We start from the raw sequence: 17343 nt of genomic DNA on the forward strand, positions 1-17343 counted from the left end.
AGCAAGATGCTGAAGACCCTGTTCCTGCAAGCGCCTTCCTTCGACGGCTTCGACGGCGGCGCCGGCGCACGCTACCAGGCCAAGCGCGAGATCCGCTCGTTCTGGTATCCGACCTGGCTGGCCCAGCCGGCGGCGCTGGTCCCCGGCAGCCGCCTGCTCGACGCCTCCGCCGAAGGCATGACGGTCGAACAGGCACTCGACATCGCCGCCTCTTACGACCTGGTCATCATCCACACCAGCACGCCCTCGTTTCCCGGCGACGTGCGCTTCGTGGAATTGCTCAAGCAGCGCGACCCGGCTGCGCTGGCCGGGATGGTCGGCGCCCGGGTTGCAGTCGATCCCGACAGTGCGCTGCAGGCCAGCCGCGCCATCGATTTCGTCGCGCGCGAGGAATTCGATTACACCTGCCTCGACGTCGCCCAGGGCCTGGCGCTGGCGGACATCGCCGGCATCAGCTTCCGCGACCGCGGTGGCCACATTCGGCACAACCCGCCGCGCCCCATTATCGAAGACATGGATGCGCTGCCCTTCGTGGCCCCGGTCTACAAGCGCGACCTGAACATCCGCAATTACTTCATCGGCTACCTGAATTATCCGTACGTCTCGCTGTACACCGGCCGCGGCTGCCGCTCGCGCTGCACCTTCTGCCTGTGGCCGCAGACGGTGGGCGGACACCGCTACCGCACGCGCTCGGCCGCCAACGTGCTGGCCGAAGTGCGCTGGATCAAGGAGAACATGCCCGAAGTGAAGGAAATCATGTTCGACGACGACACGTTTACCGACTTGCGCCCGCGCGCCGAAGAAATCGCGCGCGGTCTCGGCGCACTCGGCATGACCTGGTCGTGCAACGCCAAGGCCAACGTGCCCTACGCCACATTGAAAATCATGAAGGAAAACGGCCTGCGCCTGCTGCTGGTCGGCTACGAGTCCGGCGACGACCAGATCCTGCTGAACATCAAGAAGGGCCTGCGCACCGACATCGCGCGCCGCTTCGCCGACGATTGCCATGCGCTCGGCATCACGGTGCACGGCACCTTCATCCTCGGCCTGCCCGGCGAGACCCATGAGACCATCGCCAAATCGATCGAATTCGCAAAGGAAATCAATCCGCACACGATCCAGGTGTCGCTGGCCGCCCCCTACCCAGGCACCCACTTGCATGCGCAGGCCGTGGAAAACGGCTGGATCCCGGACGGCAAGACCATCCACCTGGTCAACGACAGCGGCGTGCAGCTGGCGGCGCTCAGCTATCCGCACCTGTCGCGCGAGGAAATCTACCATGGCGTGGAAGCCTTCTACCGCAGCTTCTACTTCCGCCCCAGTAAAATCTGGGAAATCGTCAGCGAGATGCTGCACAGCTGGGACATGACGCGGCGGCGCCTGCGCGAAGGCGTCGAGTTCTTCCGCTTCCTGCGCGCCCACGGCGCCTCGCACTCCTGACGCGGCGGAGGCGCCCCCATGCGCGGACCGGGCCTGATCATCACCGCCGACGATTTCGGCCTGCACCGGAGCGTCAACCGCGCGGTCGAACTGGCGCACCGCGACGGCGTGCTGGCGGCGGCCAGCCTGATGGTCGGCGCCCCCGCCGCAGCCGATGCGGTCGCGCGGGCGCGCGCCTGCCCGCGCCTGCGCGTGGGCCTGCACCTGGTGCTGGCCGACGGGCGGCCAGTGCTGCCGCCCGCTGCGATCCCGGACCTGGTGGATGGCGATGGACGCTTCGGCGCCCAGACCGGGGCGGCCATGGCGCGCGAGGGCACGCGCTTTTTCTGCCTGCCGCGGGTGCGGCGCCAGCTGGCCGACGAAATCCGCGCCCAGTTCGAGGCCTTTGCCGCCACCGGCCTCGTGCTCGACCACGTCAACGCCCACAAGCACTTTCACCTGCACCCGACGGTGCTGGGGCTGATCGTCGACATCGGGCGCAGCTTCGGCCTGCGCGCGGTACGGCTGCCGCGCGAGGCCGGCTTGCCGCTCTGGCTGCGCCCATGGCTGGCCCTGCAGCGAGCCCGGTTGGCGGCCGCCGGCATCGCCCACAACGACTACCTGGTCGGCATGCGCCGGTCGGGCCGCTTCGACACCGCCGCCCTGCTGCAGGCGCTGCACGGCCTGCCGCGCAGCGGCATCGGCGAGCTGTACGTCCACCCGGCGCTGGAATCCGGCGCCGCCATCGCACCGTCGATGCGCGGCTACCGCCATGCCGACGAATTCGCGGCGCTGGTGTCGCCGCGGGTGGCATGGGCCTGCGACTGCCTGCGCGCGCAGGGCTTCCGCTTCGGCGGCTTCGGCGACCTGGCAGCGCCGAAGCCGCCGACGGCGCCAGCCACATCATTAGCGCCAAGCAGCCGATGAAGCGCCTGGCCTGGCTGGGCTTGATCGGCGGCCTGGCGCTGCTGACGGCGCTGATCGTGGCCCAGGGCTGGCCGGCGATCCTGGCCGCCTTCTTTCACGCCGGCTGGCCGCTGCTGCTGGTGCTGCCGGCGCGCCTGCTGACGCTGTCGCTCGACACGCGCGCCTGGCGCCTGCTGCTCGATCCCTTCGATCCGCGGCGCGCCGCCAGTCCCCTGTTCCTGTTGTGGGTCGGCACCGTGCGCGAAGCGGTCAACCGCCTGCTGCCGGTAGCCGGGGTCGGCGGCGAGGTGGTCGGGGTGCGCCTGGCGCGCCTGCGCATCCCGGACACGACCGCGCTCGCGGCCAGCGTCATCGTCGAAGTGCTGCTAACGATCGTCGTGATCTACCTGTTCTGCGGCCTGGGCGTGGTGATGATGGCGCACCTGGCCGCCGGCCTGGGCCAGGTCTGGATCGTCGGCGCCGCCCTGCTGCTGTCGCTGCCGCTGCCGCTGCTGGCCTGGTGGCTGCTGCACCACGGCGCGCCGTTCGCGCGCCTGGAGCACTGGGCGCTGCGCCTGCTCGGACCGCAGAACCGGCTGGCCCTGCACCTGGACGGCGTCCGGCTGGATGCCTGCATGGAGCAGCTGTTCGGGGAACACAGCCGGCTGGCGCGCGCGGGCGGCCTGATGCTGCTGTCCTACCTGCTCGGCACCTTCGAGACCTGGTACGCGCTGGCGCTGCTCGGGCATCCGGTCAGCGTGCCGGCGGCGCTCGCAATCGAAGCGCTGACCCAGGCCACGCGCCACGCCAGCTTCCTGGTGCCGGCCGGCCTCGGCGTACAGGAAGCCGCGGTGCTGCTGTTCGGCCGCCTGGCCGGGGTCGGCGGCGAGGTCGCGCTGTCGCTGGCGCTGGTCAAGCGCATGCGCGAGCTGGCGCTGGGGGTGCCGGCGCTGCTGTCGTGGCAGTGGGTCGAGGCGCGCCGCCATCGTAGCTAGCGTTGCTGAGCGGCTGACAAAACCTGTTCTTGCCATTAACGCAACAAGGACATACACTGAGCCGTTGCAAACGTCCACAACCGGCGGACGCGGACACTGCAGATCGGCTGGGTACCAATGCTATGAAGACAAGTAAAGTCGTGACAATCACGGCAGCGGCAACTGCCCTGATCGCATTAGCGGTCGGTGTCTATTGGCATGTCATGGTTGGCCCTACCGAGTTCGACCGGTCCGTGTGGCTCCGAATGGACACCAAATCCGACAACCCGCCACGTCTTCGTATGGCAGATGGCTTGCTCGAATCGGGGGTCCTACTGGGCAAGTCACGGCCCGAAGTCGAGACGATGCTTGGCCCACCGGCATCCACCGACTATTTTCGGGATGCGGGCATGGTTTACTGGCTTGGCCCGGAGCGCGGGTACATCAGTATCGATAGTGAGTGGCTGAGGCTGGACTTCGATCCGGCGGGCAGAGTCCGTGACGCCCGTATCGTCAGAGACTAGGGTCTTGTCATTCCCGGCCCACTGCCGATTGCATGCGCCCGTCACGGCTGCGCATTATGCGCCGCCAGGTACCTGATCAGCCCATCGACCCCGCCCTTGGCCAGCTGCGCCGCAAACTGCTGGCGGTACACCTGGATCATCCAGGCCCCCATCATGTTGATATCGTAGATCTTCCAGCCGGCGCCGGTGCGGCGCAGGCGGTAGTCGATCGCCATCGTGTCGCCGCCGGTGCGCACCGTGGTCTTGACGACGGCGTCGCTGGCGCCGGCGGCCAGGCGCGGCGGCGGGCCATAGGTAAAACGAGTGTCCTGGCCCTGGATCTGGGTCAGCTGCAGCGCATAGGTGCGTGCCAGCAGGGTCTGGAATTCCTTGAACAGGGCCTCGCGCTGGGCCGGCGTGGCCTGGGCCCAGGCCGGTCCGGCCGCGTACTGGGTAGTCAGCATGAAGTCGGTCGCCGGCAGGAAGCGCTGGCGGACGATCTCGTAGGTGCGGTCCGGGTCGCCGGCCGCGGCGGCCGGCTCGGCATGGACGGCGTCCATCACCCCGTCGATGGTCGTCTTGATCACCTGGGCGGGTGCGGCCGCCTGCTGGGCGTGGGCACACGGCGCTGCCAGCAGCGTCAATGTCAGGGGCAGCAGGATCGTCGGCTTCATGCGGATTCTCCGATATGCATCATGAGACCGCGTGCAGTCGCAGGCGTTCCGCGCCTGTCTAACATCGCATGCTGACTGCCCTGATCGCCAGGATCATCCATGCCTCCTCCCGCCACGCGTGGGCGGTGACCGGCGTATTCGCGCTGCTGGTCGTGCTGTCTGTTTATTATGTGGTGCGCCATTTCGCCATCACCACCGACGTCACGCAATTGATGGATGCGAATGCGGCCTGGGCGCAGCGCGATGCAGCCGTCACGGCGGCGTTTCCGAACCGCAGCGACACCACGCTGGCCGTGGTAAGCGCGCCGGCGCAGGAACTGGCGGCCGAAGCCGCGCGCGTGCTGGCGGCGCGGCTGAGGCAGCAGCCACGCCTGTTCCGTGCGGTCAGCCTCGGCAGCGGCGACGATTTCTTCCGCCGCCATGGCTTGCTCTACCTGTCCTCGGCGGAAGTGCGCGACCTGACCGGCCGCCTGCAGGATGCGCGCCCCCTGCTGAATGCACTGGCGCGCGATCCGTCACTACGCGGCCTGGCCAACCTGCTGTCGGTGACCCTGCTGACGCCGCTCCAGACCGGCCAGATCACACTGGCCGGCATGACGCCGCTGCTCGATAAGAGCGCCGGCACCGTCGAAGCGGTGCTGGCCGGGCGCCCGGCCGCGCTGTCGTGGCAGGCGGTTGCCGATCCGGACTTGCCGGCGGCACCGGCACTGGTCGAGGTGCGTCCGGTGCTCGACTTCAGCGAATTGCTGCCGGGCGCGCCGTCGAGCGACGCGATCCGCGCTGCCGCCGCCGAGCTGCGGCTGCGCGAGCGCTACGGCGCGACCGTCGCCCTGACCGGTCCGATTCCGCTGTCGGACGACGAATTCGCTTCGCTGCAGGAAGGCTCGCCGCTCACCGGCGCGATTCCGGTGGCCGTGGTGCTGGTGCTGCTGTGGCGCGCGCTGCGCTCGGGCGCGCTGGTGCTGGCGGTATGCATCACCATGCTCGGCGGGCTGGCGCTGACGGCCGCGCTCGGGCTGATGATGGTGGGCGCGCTCAACCTGATCTCGGTGGCGTTCGCGATCCTGTTCGTCGGCCTCGGCGTCTACTTCGGCATCCAGTTCGGCATGCGCTTCCGCGAATACCGGCGCCATCGCGCCAGCGCGCGCCAGGCGCTGCTGGCGGCCGGCCGCTCGATCGCGCTGCCCTTGAGCCTGGCCGCCACCGCCACTGCCTTCGGCTTCCTCGCCTTTCTGCCCACTGCCTACCGCGGCGTGGCCGAACTGGGGCAGATTGCCGGGGTCGGCATCCTGTTCGTGGCGCTGCCGGCCTGCCTGACCGTGCTGCCCGCACTCATCCGCGTGCTGGACCCGGCACGCAGCCGCGGCGCGCCCGGCTATCCGCGCCTGGCGCCGCTCGACCGCGCGCTGCAGGCGCACCGCACGCCGGTACTGGTAGCCACGCTGGGCATCGTGGCGGCTGGCCTGCCGCTGCTGTGGCACCTCGAGTTCGACTTCGATCCGCTGCACCTGAAGAATCCGGAAAGCGAATCGATGGCGACGCTGGCCGCGCTCGCGCGCAGCACCGATATCGGCCTCGACAACGTGCAGGTGCTGGCCCCGTCGCTGGCCCAGGCGCAGGCGGTGGCGGCGCGCCTGGAACGCCTGCCCGAGGTGGCGCACGCGCTCACCGCGACCAGCCTGGTGCCCGACGACCAGCCGGCCAAGCTGGCGGCGATCGGCGCGGCGGCGCGCAGCCTGCTGCCGGTGCTGGAGCAGGCCCCGCTGGCACCGGCGACCGACCTCCAGCGCGTGGCGGCGCTGCGGGCGGCGGCGCAGGCGCTGCGCAATGCCGTGCTCGATCACCCCGGCGCAGGGGCCGCCTCGGCCCGGCGCCTGGGCCAGGACCTGGCCGCGCTGGCGCGTGCGGATGCGGCCACCCGCACGCGCGCCGAACAGGCGCTGGCGGCGCCGCTGCGGCTGGCGCTGGCGGCGCTGGTGCTGGCGCTGCAGGCGCAGCCGGTGACGGTGGACACCCTGCCAGCCGATCTGCGCCGCAACTGGATTGCGCCCGACGGCCGCGCCCTGGTCGACGTCAGCCCGAAGCGCGGGCCCGGCGGCCAAGCGCCGCTGGGGGCGTTTGCGCGCGCGGTGCAGGCAGCCGCGCCGGACGCGGGCGGCGGCCCGATCTCGGTACGCCACGCCGCCGACCTGGTCATCGACGCCTTCGTGAAAGCGGCGCTGCTGGCCGTGGCGACGATCGCGCTGCTGCTGTGGATCGCCTTCCGCCGCGTCGGCGACGTGCTGCTGACCATGGTGCCGCTGCTGGTGTCCAGCCTGGCCACGCTGGAAGCCTGCGTCCTGCTCGGCATCCGCCTGAACTTCGCCAACATCATCGCGCTGCCGCTGCTGCTCGGGGTCGGCGTCGCCTTCAAGATCTATTACATCATGGCCTGGCGCAGCGGCCGCCAGGCGCAGCTGGCGCATCCGCTGACCCAGGCGATCGTCCTCAGCGCGGCCACCACCGGCACCGCCTTCGGCAGCCTGTGGCTGTCCAACCACCCGGGAACCGCCAGCATGGGCAAGCTGCTTGTACTGTCGCTGGTCTGCACGCTGATCGGCGCCGTGTTCTTCCAGCCGGTCCTGCTGGGCAGGCCGCGCTCGACCCCTTCCTCCTCCTGAATCGGGAACCGCCATGCGAATGCTACCAAGAAGCACCGTGCGAACCACCGTGTCCGCCATCCTGCTGGCGCAGCTGTGCGGCTGCGCCAGCGGACCGCAGCGCAATCCGGCCGATCCGCTCGAGCCGCTCAACCGCGCCACCTTCCGCTTCAACGACGTCCTCGACCGCAACATCGCGCAGCCGGTCGCACGCGGCTACATCCGCGTGGTGCCGCGCCCTGTGCGCATCGGCGTCGAGAACGTCTTCTCGAACCTGGGCGACGTGGTCGTGATGGCCAACGACTTCCTGCAGCTGCGCTTCCGCGACGGCATGAACGACATGATGCGCATCGCCGTCAACACCAGCTTCGGCCTGCTCGGGGTGCTGGACGTCGCCACCCCGGCCGGCCTGGTCAAGCGCGACCAGGACTTCGGCCTGACGCTCGGCCACTACGGCGTGCCCAGCGGCCCCTACCTGGTGCTGCCGCTGTTCGGACCGAGCAGCTTCCGCGACGGCGTCGGCTTCGGTGTCGACCAGTACGCCGCCCCGGTCACCTACATGGACCCTGCCTGGCGCAATACGATGTGGGGCGCCAACTTCGTCAGTACGCGGGCGCGCTACCTGAACGCGACCAACCTGCTGGAGCAGGCGGCGCTGGACCGCTACCTGTTCGTGCGCGACGGTTACCTGGGGCGGCGCCAGGCGCAGGTCGACGAGGGCAAGGAGCAAGCACTGCCGGATTACGAGAGCGAAAGCAAGGCTGGCAACCAGCCGCCGGCGCAGAACAAGTAACTACCTGCGGGACGGGCGCTGCCTGGCGGACACTGCGGCCTACTCAGGGTGCCGCAAGCCGCGCGCCAAGCCGCGCGCGCACCTGGCCCAGCGCCCGCCGCGCACGCAAGGCGTCCCAGGCAAGCAAGCACAGCGGCCCCAGCTCGCCCGGCGCCGCGGCCAGCGCGCGCAGCAGCGGCGCGGGCCTGGTGCCACCGTCTGCCGCCATCCCGGCCAGCGCACTCGGCGGCACACCGCGCCAGGCCGGGTCGAGCACCACCCGGCAGGCGGCAAACGGCAAGCCGTGGCGCCGGGCGATGCGGGCAGCGGCGTGCGATTCCATGTCGACGGCGCAGGCGCCGCTGGCGCGCCACAGGACCGCCTTGTCGCGCGCGCTCGTCAAGGGCGCGTCGAGCCCGGCCAGTTCGCCGTGGACGGCTCGTGGCAGGCAGCGTGCCAGGCTGCGCAGCCAGGCGGCGTCGGCGCACAGGAAACCGCCTGCCGTCTGTATGCCGGTAGCCAGTATGCAGGTGCCGGGTGCGAGCTCGGGGTCGAGGGCCCCGGCGCAGCCGAAGCTGAGGATGCCGGCCCAGGCGGGTTCGGCGCGCGTCGGCCTGTGTTCGGTCGCGCCACCCACGTGAGCAACCACCTCGGCCGCAGATGGAACCGCCACGCGCGCATGCAAGCCTTCGTTCATCCTCTCGGCATGCAGTGGATCGGGCCGCGCATCGAGCAGCGCATCGAGCCGCGCCGTCAGCCGCCCCGGCCCCGGCCCGCACACGGCCACCACGCCGGGACCGGCGGCCAGCGCCGCCTCGAACGCCAGTCCGCAGGCCGCCAGCACCGGCAAGGGTTCGCGCGCGGCCATCGTCACATCCCGACGCCGGCCCCGGCGCCCGGACGGGCGGCGCCGCCGCGGCCGCGCAGCGTGCGGTAGCGCGCCAGTGCCCACAGCGGAAAATAGCGCGCGTAGCCGTGGTAGCGCAGGTAGAACACGCGCTCGAAGCCGGTCGCCGTATGGTGCTGTTCGCGCCACAGGCCATCGCGCCCCTGCTGCGCCAGCAGCCAGCCGATGCCGCGCCGGACGGCCGGCGTGTCGGCGGCGCCGGCCGCCATCAGGCCGAGCAGCGCCCAGGCGGTCTGCGACGGCGTCGACGGCGCCGGTTCGTAGCCGCGGTAGTCGAGCTTGTAGCTACTGCCGTCCTCGCCCCAGCCGCCATCCAGGTTCTGGATCGCGCCGAGCCAGCCGGCGGCGCGCGTCACCGGGGCGGCATCCGTGCCCAGCCCGGCGGCACCGAGTGCGCACAGGGCGCTCCAGGTGCCGTATATATAGTTGACGCCCCAGCGGCCGTACCAGCTGCCGTCCTTTTCCTGCTGGCGCAGCAGCCAGGCCAGCGCACGCGCCGCCGGCGTGCGCGGCCGGGCGCAGGCGCCGGGCTGCAGCTGGGCCAGCATCGACAGGCAGCGCGCCGAGACGTCGGCGGTGGGCGGGTCGAGCAGCGCACCATGGTCGGCGAACGGGATGTTGTTCAGGTAGCGCTGGGTGTTGTCGGCCTCGAAGGCGCCCCAGCCGCCGCCCCGGCACTGCATGCCGAGCACCCATTCGCCGGCACGCTCGACCAGCGGCCGGTAGCGCTGCTCGCCGCGCAGGCGGTCGGCGCGGTGCATCGCCATCGCCACCACGGCGGTGTCGTCGACGTCCGGATAATGCGCGTTCTCGTATTGGAAGGCCCAGCCGCCGGGGCGCAGGCCGGGCCGGCGCAGGCCCCAGTCGCCGCGCGTGTCGAGGATCTGCAGCGGGCGCAGCCAGTCGAGCGCGCGGCCGGCGGCGTCGATGGCGGCCGGGGTGCCCGCTTCCAGCAGCGCGTGGCTCATCAGCGCGGTGTCCCAGACCGGCGACAGGCAGGGCTGGCAATAGGCTTCGTCGCCGCGGTCGACCAGCAGCCGGTCGATGGCGCGGCGGGCGGCGGCGCTTTCGGGCTGGTCGGGCCGCACGCCGAGGGCGTCCAGCATCTGCACCGCGTTGACCATCGCCGGGAAGATCGCGCCCAGCCCATGTTCGCCGTTCAGGCGCGCACGCACGAAGGCGGCGGCCTGTTCGATCGCGCGCCGCCGCAGGCGCGCCGGGACGCGCGTTTCGAGGGTGCGCACGTGGGCCTCGACCGCACGGAAAAAGGCGAACCACAGGCGCGACTGGTGCGGCGCGCGCGGCGCCTGGCCGAGCGCCGCCGGGTCCGCGGCGAACAGCTCGGCGATGCGCACCGTGCGCGGGTTGCGCGCCTGCGGCCTGAGTGCGCCCAGCACCAGCAGCGGCGCCACCACCGTGCGGGTCCAGTACGACACCTTCGACAGGTGAAACGGGAACCAGCCCGGCAGCAGCGCGATCTCGACCGGCATTGCCGGCACCGCGTCCCAGCCGATCTCGCCGTACAGCGCCAGCAGCAGGCGCGTAAAGACGTTGCTGCGTTCGGCGCCGCCGTGGGCCAGGATCGCGGCGCGCGCCCGCGCCATGTGCGGCGCATCGGGCGCGTCGCCGATCATCTTCAAGGCAAAGTATGCCTTGACGCTGGCGCTGGGGTCGTAGGCGCCGCCATGGAACAGCGGCCAGCCGCCGTGGCTGCCCTGCAGGCGCCGCAGGTAGCGCCCGATCTTGGCTTCGAGACCGGCGTCGGCAGTCTCGCCGAGGTAGTGCACCAGCAGCACGTATTCGGCCGGGATGGTGGCATCGGCCTCGAGTTCGTACACCCAGTGGCCGTCCGGGCGCTGCTCGGACAGCACCGCGTCCAGCGCGCGGGCAAGTGCGGCGTCGAGCGCCCCGCCGTGGGGGCGCGCCAGTGCATGGGCAAGCCCGCTGGTCCGTCTGGCGGCGTGCAGGGTATCGCGCATGGCCGCTACCCCATCCCGTGGCGCAGCAGGATGCCGATGCGTTCCAGCGTGCCGAGCCGCACCGCCGCGCGCGGACTGTGCCAGCCGCGCCGCTCGAGCCGTCCCAGCAGCCTGCGGTAGGTCGCCCCCATCAAACGCGGGGCGCGGGTGGCGGCGCCGCGGTGGCGGCCCAGGACCGTTTGCGCGGCGTCGTAGTGGTCGAGCGCCTGCGCGGCGACCCCGGCGCAGGCCGCAGGCAGCGCCGGATGGGCGGCAATCGCAGCGGCGCCGGCAGCGCAGGCAACGGCGTCGACCCCGGCCTGCAGCAGCAGCTCGCGCGGCAGGTAGCCGCGGCCGATGGCGGCATCTTCGTCGATGTCGCGCAGGATGTTGGTGAGCTGCAGCGCGCGCCCGAGGTGGTGCGCCAGCCGCTCGCCGTCCGGGTCGGGCAGGCCGAACACCCGTACCGACAGGCGGCCGACCGCGCTGGCGACGCGGTCGCAATACAGGTCGAGCGTGCTTGCGGCCGGCGCGCACAGCGGGCTGTCCTGGGCATCCATCAGCATGCCGTCGATCAGCGCATGGAAGTCGGCGCGCGCCAGGCCGAAGCCGGCGATGTGGTGCGCCATGTTCTGCATTGCCGGCGGCGGCATCCCCGCGTAGCAGGCGTCGACGCCGTCGCGCCAGCGCTCCAGGCCGGCCCGCTTGTCGCGCGGCGGCGCGTCGCCGTCGGCGATATCGTCCACCGCGCGGCAAAAGGCGTAGATGTCGAACATGGCGGCGCGCTGGCTGGCCGGCAGCAGGCGCAGCGCAGTGCGGAAGGAGCTGCGGCTGGGCTGCGCCGGCAACGGCAGCGCCGCCTGGGCAGACTGGAATGAGGAAAACATCGCTGCACCTCGTGCTGTAGGGATGTCAGGCACCGCCTGCCGCCAGCAGCGGCGTGTCGAGCCCGAAGCGGCGCCGGATCGCGGCGGCGATGCCCGGCGCGTCGAGACCGGCTGCGGCCAGCAGTGCCGCCGTGTCGCCGTGCTCGATGAAGCGGTCGGGCAGGCCCAGCGTCAAGAGCGGCCGCGCGATGCCGGCGGCGGCCAGCGCCTCGGCCACGGCGGCGCCGGCGCCGCCCATCACGGCGCCCTCTTCCACCGTCACCAGCAGCGCGTGGGTGCGCGCCAGGTGCACGACCAGGTCGACGTCGAGCGGCTTGATGAAGCGCATGTTGGCTACCGTCGCGCCGAGTTCGGCGCCGGCTTCGAGGCTGGCCGCGAGCGGCGTGCCGAAGGCCAGGATCGCGGTGTCCGCTCCCTGTAGCTGCAGTTCGCCGCGGCCGATCGGGAGCGTGTCGAGGTCGGGGGCGACGGCCACACCGGGACCGCTGCCGCGCGGATAGCGCACCGCGGCCGGCCCACAGTAACGGTAGGCGGTACTGAGCATGCGCCGGCATTCGGCTTCGTTCGAGGCCGCCATCAGCACCATGTTCGGGACACAGCGCAGGAAGGCGATGTCGAAGCTGCCGGCGTGGGTGGCGCCGTCCGGCCCCACCAGCCCGGCGCGGTCGATGGCGAAGGTGACGTCCAGGTTTTGCAGCGCCACGTCGTGGATCAGCTGGTCGTAGGCGCGCTGCAGGAAAGTGGAATAGATCGCCACCACCGGCTTCAGGCCTTCGGCGGCCAGGCCGGCGGCAAAGGTCACCGCGTGCTGCTCGGCGATGCCGGCGTCGACATACCGCGCCGGGAACATCTGCTGGAAGCGGACCATGCCGGAACCTTCGCGCATCGCCGGCGTGATGCCGACCAGGCGCGCGTCGCAGGCACCCATGTCGCACAGCCAGTCGCCGAACACCTCGGTATAGGTGGGCCGGCTGCGCGCCAAGGTCAAAGGCGATGCCGCCGGCGCCGGCAGGCCGTGGGCCGGGTCGAAGCGGCCGACGCCGTGGTACAGCGTCGGCGCGGCCTCGGCCGGCGCATAGCCGCGGCCCTTGCGGGTGAGCACATGCAGCAGCTGCGGACCGCGCCGGCCGCGCAGGTCCTGGAGCGCCGCCACCAGCGCGTCGAGGTCGTGGCCGTCGACCGGCCCGCTGTAGCGCAGGCCGAGCTGTTCGAACACGGACGCGGACGACGACGGCGCCGGGCCGCGCCGCCGCGCGCACCAGCGCTCGAGGGCACCGACCGACGGCGAGATCGACATGCCGTTGTCGTTCAGGACCACCAGCAGGCGCAGGTCATGGCGGTGGCCGGCATTGTTCAGGGCTTCGAAAGCGAGGCCGGCGCTCATCGCGCCATCGCCGCAGACCGCCACCGCATGGCGGTCTGCACCACGCAGGCGGGCCGCTTCGGCCATCCCGAGCGCCGCCGAGATCGAGGTCGACGAGTGCGCGGTGCCGAAACAGTCGTAGGCGCTCTCGGCGCGGCGCGGAAAGCCGGACAGGCCGTCCAGCTGGCGCAGCGTGTGCATGCGGCCGCGCCTTCCTGTCAGTACCTTATGGCCGTAACATTGATGGCCCACATCCCACACGATACGGTCGCGTGGCGTATCGAACACATAGTGCAGCGCGATCGTGAGTTCCACGCTGCCCAGGTTGGACGACAGGTGGCCGCCGGTACGCGCCACGCTATCGAGCAGGAAGCCGCGCAGCTCGCGCGCCAGCGGCGCCAGTCGGGCGCGCGGCAGGCGCCGCAGGTCGGCCGGTGAATCGAGTGTCTCGAGCAGGTTCATGCGCCGTCTCCATGACGATGGCACTGGCTGCGAATCATTCTAGAACATCCAGATCATCCGGTCAGATTCGCGGCGCAACCGTGCGCCACACCATCATGGGCAATGGCGCAAGCTACATGGCGCATGTAAAATCCGCGCTTTGCCCCCTGCCCGCCATGACCACACTCGTCCCGCCGCCCGCCACCGCCAGCCCGGTCCCGGAACTCGTCCTCGGCCTCGAAGACCGCCCGCCGGCGCTGGTCGGCATGCTCGCCGCCCTGCAGCACCTGCTGGCGATCATCGTACCGATCGTCACGCCCGGCCTGCTGATCTGCCAGGCGCTCGGCGTGCCGGCGCGCGACACCAACCTGGTGGTCTCGATGTCGCTCGTGATCTCGGGGATCGCCACCTTCGTCCAGTGCCGCCGCTTCGGCCCCTTCGGCGCCGGCCTGCTGATCGTGCAGGGCACCAGCTTCAACTTCGTCGGCCCGCTGATCGCCGGCGGCACCCTGATGATCAAGGAAGGCACGCCGGTCGCGGGCGTGATGGCCGCCATCTTCGGCGTGGTGGTGGCCGGCTCCTTCATCGAGATGGGCGTGTCGCGCATCCTGCCCTTCGTCAAGCGCATGATCACGCCGCTGGTCACCGGCATCGTGGTGCTGATGATCGGCCTCACCCTGATCAAGGTCGGCCTGATCAGCATGGGCGGCGGCTACGCGGCGATGGCCAATGGCAGCTTCGCCAACGGCCAGAACCTGATGCTGTCCGGCGTGGTGCTGGCGATCATCGTGGTGCTGAATCGCGTGCGGGTGGTGTGGCTGCGCAGCGCCGCCATCGTCATCGCGCTGGCGGTCGGCTACGCGCTGGCCGGGTCGATGGGGCGCCTGGATTTCACCGGCATGCACGGGGCCGCGTGGTTCCAGATGCCGGTGCCGCTGCACTTCGGCCTCGGCTTCTCGTGGTCGCTGTTCATTCCGATGATCGTGATCTACCTGGTGACCTCGCTCGAAGCGATCGGCGACGTGACCGCCACCAGCAAGGTCTCGCGCGAGCCGGTCGAGGGCCCGGTCTGGATGCGCCGCATCAAGGGCGGCGTGCTGGTGAACGGCGCCAACTCGCTGCTGGCCGGTCTCTTCAACACCTTTCCCAGCTCGATCTTCGCCCAGAACAATGGCGTGATCCAGCTGACCGGCATCGCCAGCCGCCACGTCGGCATGTGGATCGCGCTGTTCCTGGTGCTGCTCGGCCTGTTCCCGGCCGTGGCCGGCGCGATCCAGGCGGTGCCGGAACCGGTGCTGGGCGGCGCCGCGATGGTGATGTTCGGCGCGGTGGCCGCGGCCGGGATCAATATCCTGGCCAGCGTGACGCTGGACCGGCGTGCGCTCCTGATCATCGCGGTGTCGCTGGCGCTGGGGCTGGGGATTTCGCAGGTGCCGGAATTCCTGGCGCACCTGCCGCAAGCGCTGCGCCACGTGCTGGAGTCGGGGGTGGCGACCGGCGGCATCTGCGCAGTGCTGCTGAACTGGTTCCTGCCGGCGGCCACGGAGGACGGCGCGCAGGCGTAAACCCTCACCGGCAGCGCGGCAGGAACCGCGCCGGCGGGCGGCGGTCCAACTCAGCGTCAGGCATGCCGTGCACGTCCGGCTGCCTCGCGTTCCGAAGGAGACCGCCGTGCCCGCACCATGCCTGCCACGCATCCTGGCAAGCCTGCTGCTGCCGCTGCCGGCAGCGGCGCTGGCCCAGGCCATCAACCCGCCCGCCCGGTTCACTCTCACCGGGCACCTCACCCGCTACGCCCTGCTGACCCTGACGGAGCCGTCGCGTCCGGACTGGACCTGGGGCCCCGGCCGCCACGAGCGCCATGCGGCCGGCCCGGCGACGCTGGTCGTGCGCCAGCCCGGCGACTGGACCTACGGCGCGCAGGTGACGGCATCGTGGTCGTTCGGCGGTGCCGACGACCGTCCGAGCACGCGCGGCTTCCAGCTGCAGCCGATCGCCAGCTACCGCCTGTCGCCACGCCACACGATCGGCTACGGCGGCACCATCTCGGCGGACTGGGATCGCCACGGCGGCCGCCGCTGGACCGTGCCGCTCGGGCTGGCGTGGTCGACGCTGAGCCGGCCACGCGACAGCATGCCGCTCAACGCGATGGTCGGCGCCGGCTACAACCTGGTGCGGCCCGAGCGCACCGGCACCTGGTTCCTGCGCTTCCAGCTGAACCTGATCCTGCCCGGACACTGAGCGCGGCGTCCGCTCACGCATGCACCCCGACGTCCGGACCGGGCTGGCCGCTGACCACCGGTTCGCTCAGGTCGCGCTGCAGCACCGTGCGGTACAGCACCCCGGCCAGCGCACCGCCGAGCAGCGGCGCGAGCCAGAACATCCACAACTGCAGCACCGCCCAGCCGCCGACGAACAGGGCCGGCCCGGTGCTGCGCGCCGGATTGACAGAGGTGTTCGTCACCGGGATGCTGATCAGGTGCACCAGCGCCAGCGCCAGCCCGATCGCGATGCCGGCGAAGCCGACCGGTGCCCGCGCATGGGTGGCGCCGAGCACGACCAGCACGAACATGAAGCTCATCACCAGTTCGCACACCAGCGCCGCTTCCATCGTGTAGCCGCCCGGCGAATGCGCGCCGTAGCCGTTGGCCGCAAACCCGGCCTGCACGTCGAAGCCGGCCTTGCCGCTGGCGATCAGCCAGATCACGCCGGCGCCCACGATCGCCCCAATTACCTGGCTGACGATGTAGGGGGCCAGGTAGCGCCCGGGGAAGCGGCCGCCGGCCACAGGCCGACCGACACGGCCGGATTGAAATGGCCGCCCGAGACCGGGCCGAGCGCGTAGGCGGCCGTCAGCACGGTCAGGCCGAAGGCCAGCGAGACGCCGGTGAGGCCGATCCCGACCTCGGGAAACCTGGCGGCCAGGACGGCGCTGCCGCAGCCGCCCAGCACCAGCCAGAAGGTGCCGATGCATTCGGCCACTAGCTTGTTGAACATGATGTCCTCCGATAGCGCAGTAGGAGGATTGTAGGAAGGGGTAAGCAAACCTACCAGCTCACCCGGAGAGACTTTGATGAATCACAAACAACCGCATTGTCTAGCCGGGCTCCTGCGAAACCATCCGTTCCCCACGAGGTCTTTCATAGCGCGCCCGCGCGACAAGCTTCCTGCGAGGTCATCATGTTCAAGCGGATTGCAAGCAACACGGCAAGGACGGCACTCACGCCCGTCCTTGCGTTCACCATATTCGGTCTGGCGGCCTGCTCCTCCACTCCGCCGACGAAGGACGACACCCAGGCCCGCGTCGACGCGGCCCAGGCCACCCTGGCGAATTTCAGGCGCGACCCCGACATGACCTGGTTCCGCGACCACGTCGGCAGCGCCAAGGCCCTCTTGATCAGCCCGCAGATCGTGCAGGCCGGCTTCATCGTCGGCGGTTCCGGCGGCTCGGCGGTGGTGATCGCACGCAACCGCAGCGGCACCGGCTGGAACGGTCCGGCGTTCTACCGCCTGGCGCAGGGCAGCATCGGGTTGCAGGCCGGCGCCCAGGCCTCGGAAATGGTGGCGCTGGTAATGACGGACAAGGCGCTCAACTCGCTGCTCGCGACCACCTTCAAGCTGGGCGGCGACGTCAGCGTGGCGGCCGGCCCGGTCGGCGCCGGCACCGGCGCACCGGTCACGGCCGACATGATCGTCTACACGCGCTCGAAGGGCCTGTACGGCGGCGTCAACGTGGACGGCACCGTAATCGACGTCGACGAAGGCCGCAACCGCGCCTACTACGGCCAGCCGGCGACGCCGGTCGACATCCTGGTCACGCGCAGCGTGAGCAATCCGGCCGGCGCGCGGCTGGCACAGGCGGCCAGCGGCGCGGTGGCCAGCGGCCGCTGAAGGAGCAAC

General features: G+C 71.0%; 13 protein-coding genes and 1 pseudogene. 8 read left to right on the forward strand and 6 right to left on the reverse strand.

From position 1 onward, the window contains the following. Positions 1 to 6: 6 nt before the first annotated feature. The 3 genes from hpnJ to FBX97_RS09555 are packed head-to-tail and all read left to right on the forward strand — an operon-like array spanning position 7 to position 3320. Positions 7 to 1440, forward strand: a complete 1434-nt coding sequence (hpnJ, locus tag FBX97_RS09545; RefSeq protein WP_185748549.1) for a hopanoid biosynthesis associated radical SAM protein HpnJ — start codon at positions 7 to 9, stop codon at positions 1438 to 1440. 18 nt (positions 1441 to 1458) lie between these two features. After that, positions 1459 to 2346, forward strand: a complete 888-nt coding sequence (hpnK, locus tag FBX97_RS09550; protein ID WP_141830652.1) for a hopanoid biosynthesis-associated protein HpnK — start codon at positions 1459 to 1461, stop codon at positions 2344 to 2346. Beyond that, positions 2343 to 3320: a lysylphosphatidylglycerol synthase domain-containing protein gene (locus FBX97_RS09555; RefSeq protein ID WP_141830653.1), complete on the forward strand. Its 978-nt coding sequence runs from the start codon at positions 2343 to 2345 to the stop codon at positions 3318 to 3320. Before hpnK ends, FBX97_RS09555 begins: the two co-directional genes overlap by 4 nt. 544 nt (positions 3321 to 3864) lie before the next feature. Here the strand turns inward: FBX97_RS09555 and FBX97_RS09560 are convergent. Next, complete coding sequence (locus FBX97_RS09560; protein ID WP_141830655.1) at positions 3865 to 4476, reverse strand: phospholipid-binding protein MlaC; 612 nt, start codon at positions 4474 to 4476, stop codon at positions 3865 to 3867. 68 nt (positions 4477 to 4544) lie between these two features. On the opposite strand from FBX97_RS09560, the gene FBX97_RS09565 reads away from it, so the two are divergent. Next, a complete protein-coding gene (locus FBX97_RS09565; protein ID WP_141830657.1) occupies positions 4545 to 7136 on the forward strand; it encodes an MMPL family transporter in 2592 nt (863 codons plus the stop codon). A gap of 37 nt (positions 7137 to 7173) precedes the next feature. Further along, positions 7174 to 7908, forward strand: coding sequence for a VacJ family lipoprotein (locus tag FBX97_RS09570; protein ID WP_255517379.1), 735 nt, complete (start codon positions 7174 to 7176; stop codon positions 7906 to 7908). A gap of 43 nt (positions 7909 to 7951) precedes the next feature. On the opposite strand, the gene FBX97_RS09575 is transcribed toward FBX97_RS09570, so the two are convergent. Genes FBX97_RS09575 through dxs form a run of 4 tightly spaced genes read right to left on the reverse strand, consistent with a single transcriptional unit; the run spans position 7952 to position 13464 of the window. Then, positions 7952 to 8755 carry a squalene--hopene cyclase gene (locus tag FBX97_RS09575; protein WP_141830661.1) on the reverse strand — a complete coding sequence of 268 codons (804 nt, stop codon included), beginning with the start codon at positions 8753 to 8755 and terminating at the stop codon, positions 7952 to 7954. A gap of 2 nt (positions 8756 to 8757) precedes the next feature. Then, positions 8758 to 10773 carry a squalene--hopene cyclase gene (gene shc / locus FBX97_RS09580; protein ID WP_141830663.1) on the reverse strand — a complete coding sequence of 672 codons (2016 nt, stop codon included), beginning with the start codon at positions 10771 to 10773 and terminating at the stop codon, positions 8758 to 8760. 5 nt (positions 10774 to 10778) lie between these two features. After that, positions 10779 to 11639: a presqualene diphosphate synthase HpnD gene (gene hpnD / locus FBX97_RS09585; RefSeq protein ID WP_141830665.1), complete on the reverse strand. Its 861-nt coding sequence runs from the start codon at positions 11637 to 11639 to the stop codon at positions 10779 to 10781. Between the two features lie 25 nt (positions 11640 to 11664). Further along, entirely contained in the window at positions 11665 to 13464 is a 1800-nt protein-coding gene (gene dxs, locus FBX97_RS09590) for a 1-deoxy-D-xylulose-5-phosphate synthase (RefSeq protein WP_141830667.1), read from the reverse strand. Positions 13465 to 13619: 155 nt separating this feature from the next. Here dxs and FBX97_RS09595 point away from each other — a divergent pair, with 155 nt between their 5' ends. Both FBX97_RS09595 and FBX97_RS09600 read left to right on the forward strand, forming a co-directional pair. Beyond that, entirely contained in the window at positions 13620 to 15008 is a 1389-nt protein-coding gene (locus FBX97_RS09595; protein ID WP_141830669.1) for a nucleobase:cation symporter-2 family protein, read from the forward strand. 106 nt (positions 15009 to 15114) lie between these two features. Beyond that, on the forward strand, positions 15115 to 15684 hold the full coding sequence (locus FBX97_RS09600) for a hypothetical protein (RefSeq protein WP_141830671.1): 570 nt from the start codon (positions 15115 to 15117) through the stop codon (positions 15682 to 15684). A gap of 13 nt (positions 15685 to 15697) precedes the next feature. Here the strand turns inward: FBX97_RS09600 and aqpZ are convergent. After that, a pseudogene (aqpZ, locus tag FBX97_RS09605) lies at positions 15698 to 16440 on the reverse strand (aquaporin Z). 183 nt (positions 16441 to 16623) lie between these two features. On the opposite strand from aqpZ, the gene FBX97_RS09610 reads away from it, so the two are divergent. Further along, positions 16624 to 17334, forward strand: a complete 711-nt coding sequence (locus tag FBX97_RS09610) for a lipid-binding SYLF domain-containing protein (protein WP_141830673.1) — start codon at positions 16624 to 16626, stop codon at positions 17332 to 17334. Positions 17335 to 17343: the final 9 nt, after the last annotated feature.

This window comes from Herbaspirillum sp. SJZ107 (assembly GCF_006715485.1).
Lineage (GTDB): Bacteria > Pseudomonadota > Gammaproteobacteria > Burkholderiales > Burkholderiaceae_D > Telluria.

What these genes read in the sequence shown, in the direction of transcription:
- FBX97_RS09560 (WP_141830655.1), bottom strand. Translation starts at nt 4,476, where the DNA reads ATGAAGCCGACGATCCTGCTGCCCCTGACATTGACGCTGCTGGCAGCG.
- hpnJ (WP_185748549.1), top strand. Translation starts at nt 7, where the DNA reads ATGCTGAAGACCCTGTTCCTGCAAGCGCCTTCCTTCGACGGCTTCGAC.
- FBX97_RS09595 (WP_141830669.1), top strand. Translation starts at nt 13,620, where the DNA reads ATGACCACACTCGTCCCGCCGCCCGCCACCGCCAGCCCGGTCCCGGAA.
- FBX97_RS09565 (WP_141830657.1), top strand. Translation starts at nt 4,545, where the DNA reads ATGCTGACTGCCCTGATCGCCAGGATCATCCATGCCTCCTCCCGCCAC.
- shc (WP_141830663.1), bottom strand. Translation starts at nt 10,773, where the DNA reads ATGCGCGATACCCTGCACGCCGCCAGACGGACCAGCGGGCTTGCCCAT.
- FBX97_RS09610 (WP_141830673.1), top strand. Translation starts at nt 16,624, where the DNA reads ATGTTCAAGCGGATTGCAAGCAACACGGCAAGGACGGCACTCACGCCC.
- FBX97_RS09575 (WP_141830661.1), bottom strand. Translation starts at nt 8,755, where the DNA reads ATGGCCGCGCGCGAACCCTTGCCGGTGCTGGCGGCCTGCGGACTGGCG.
- FBX97_RS09555 (WP_141830653.1), top strand. Translation starts at nt 2,343, where the DNA reads ATGAAGCGCCTGGCCTGGCTGGGCTTGATCGGCGGCCTGGCGCTGCTG.
- dxs (WP_141830667.1), bottom strand. Translation starts at nt 13,464, where the DNA reads ATGAACCTGCTCGAGACACTCGATTCACCGGCCGACCTGCGGCGCCTG.
- hpnD (WP_141830665.1), bottom strand. Translation starts at nt 11,639, where the DNA reads ATGTTTTCCTCATTCCAGTCTGCCCAGGCGGCGCTGCCGTTGCCGGCG.
- hpnK (WP_141830652.1), top strand. Translation starts at nt 1,459, where the DNA reads ATGCGCGGACCGGGCCTGATCATCACCGCCGACGATTTCGGCCTGCAC.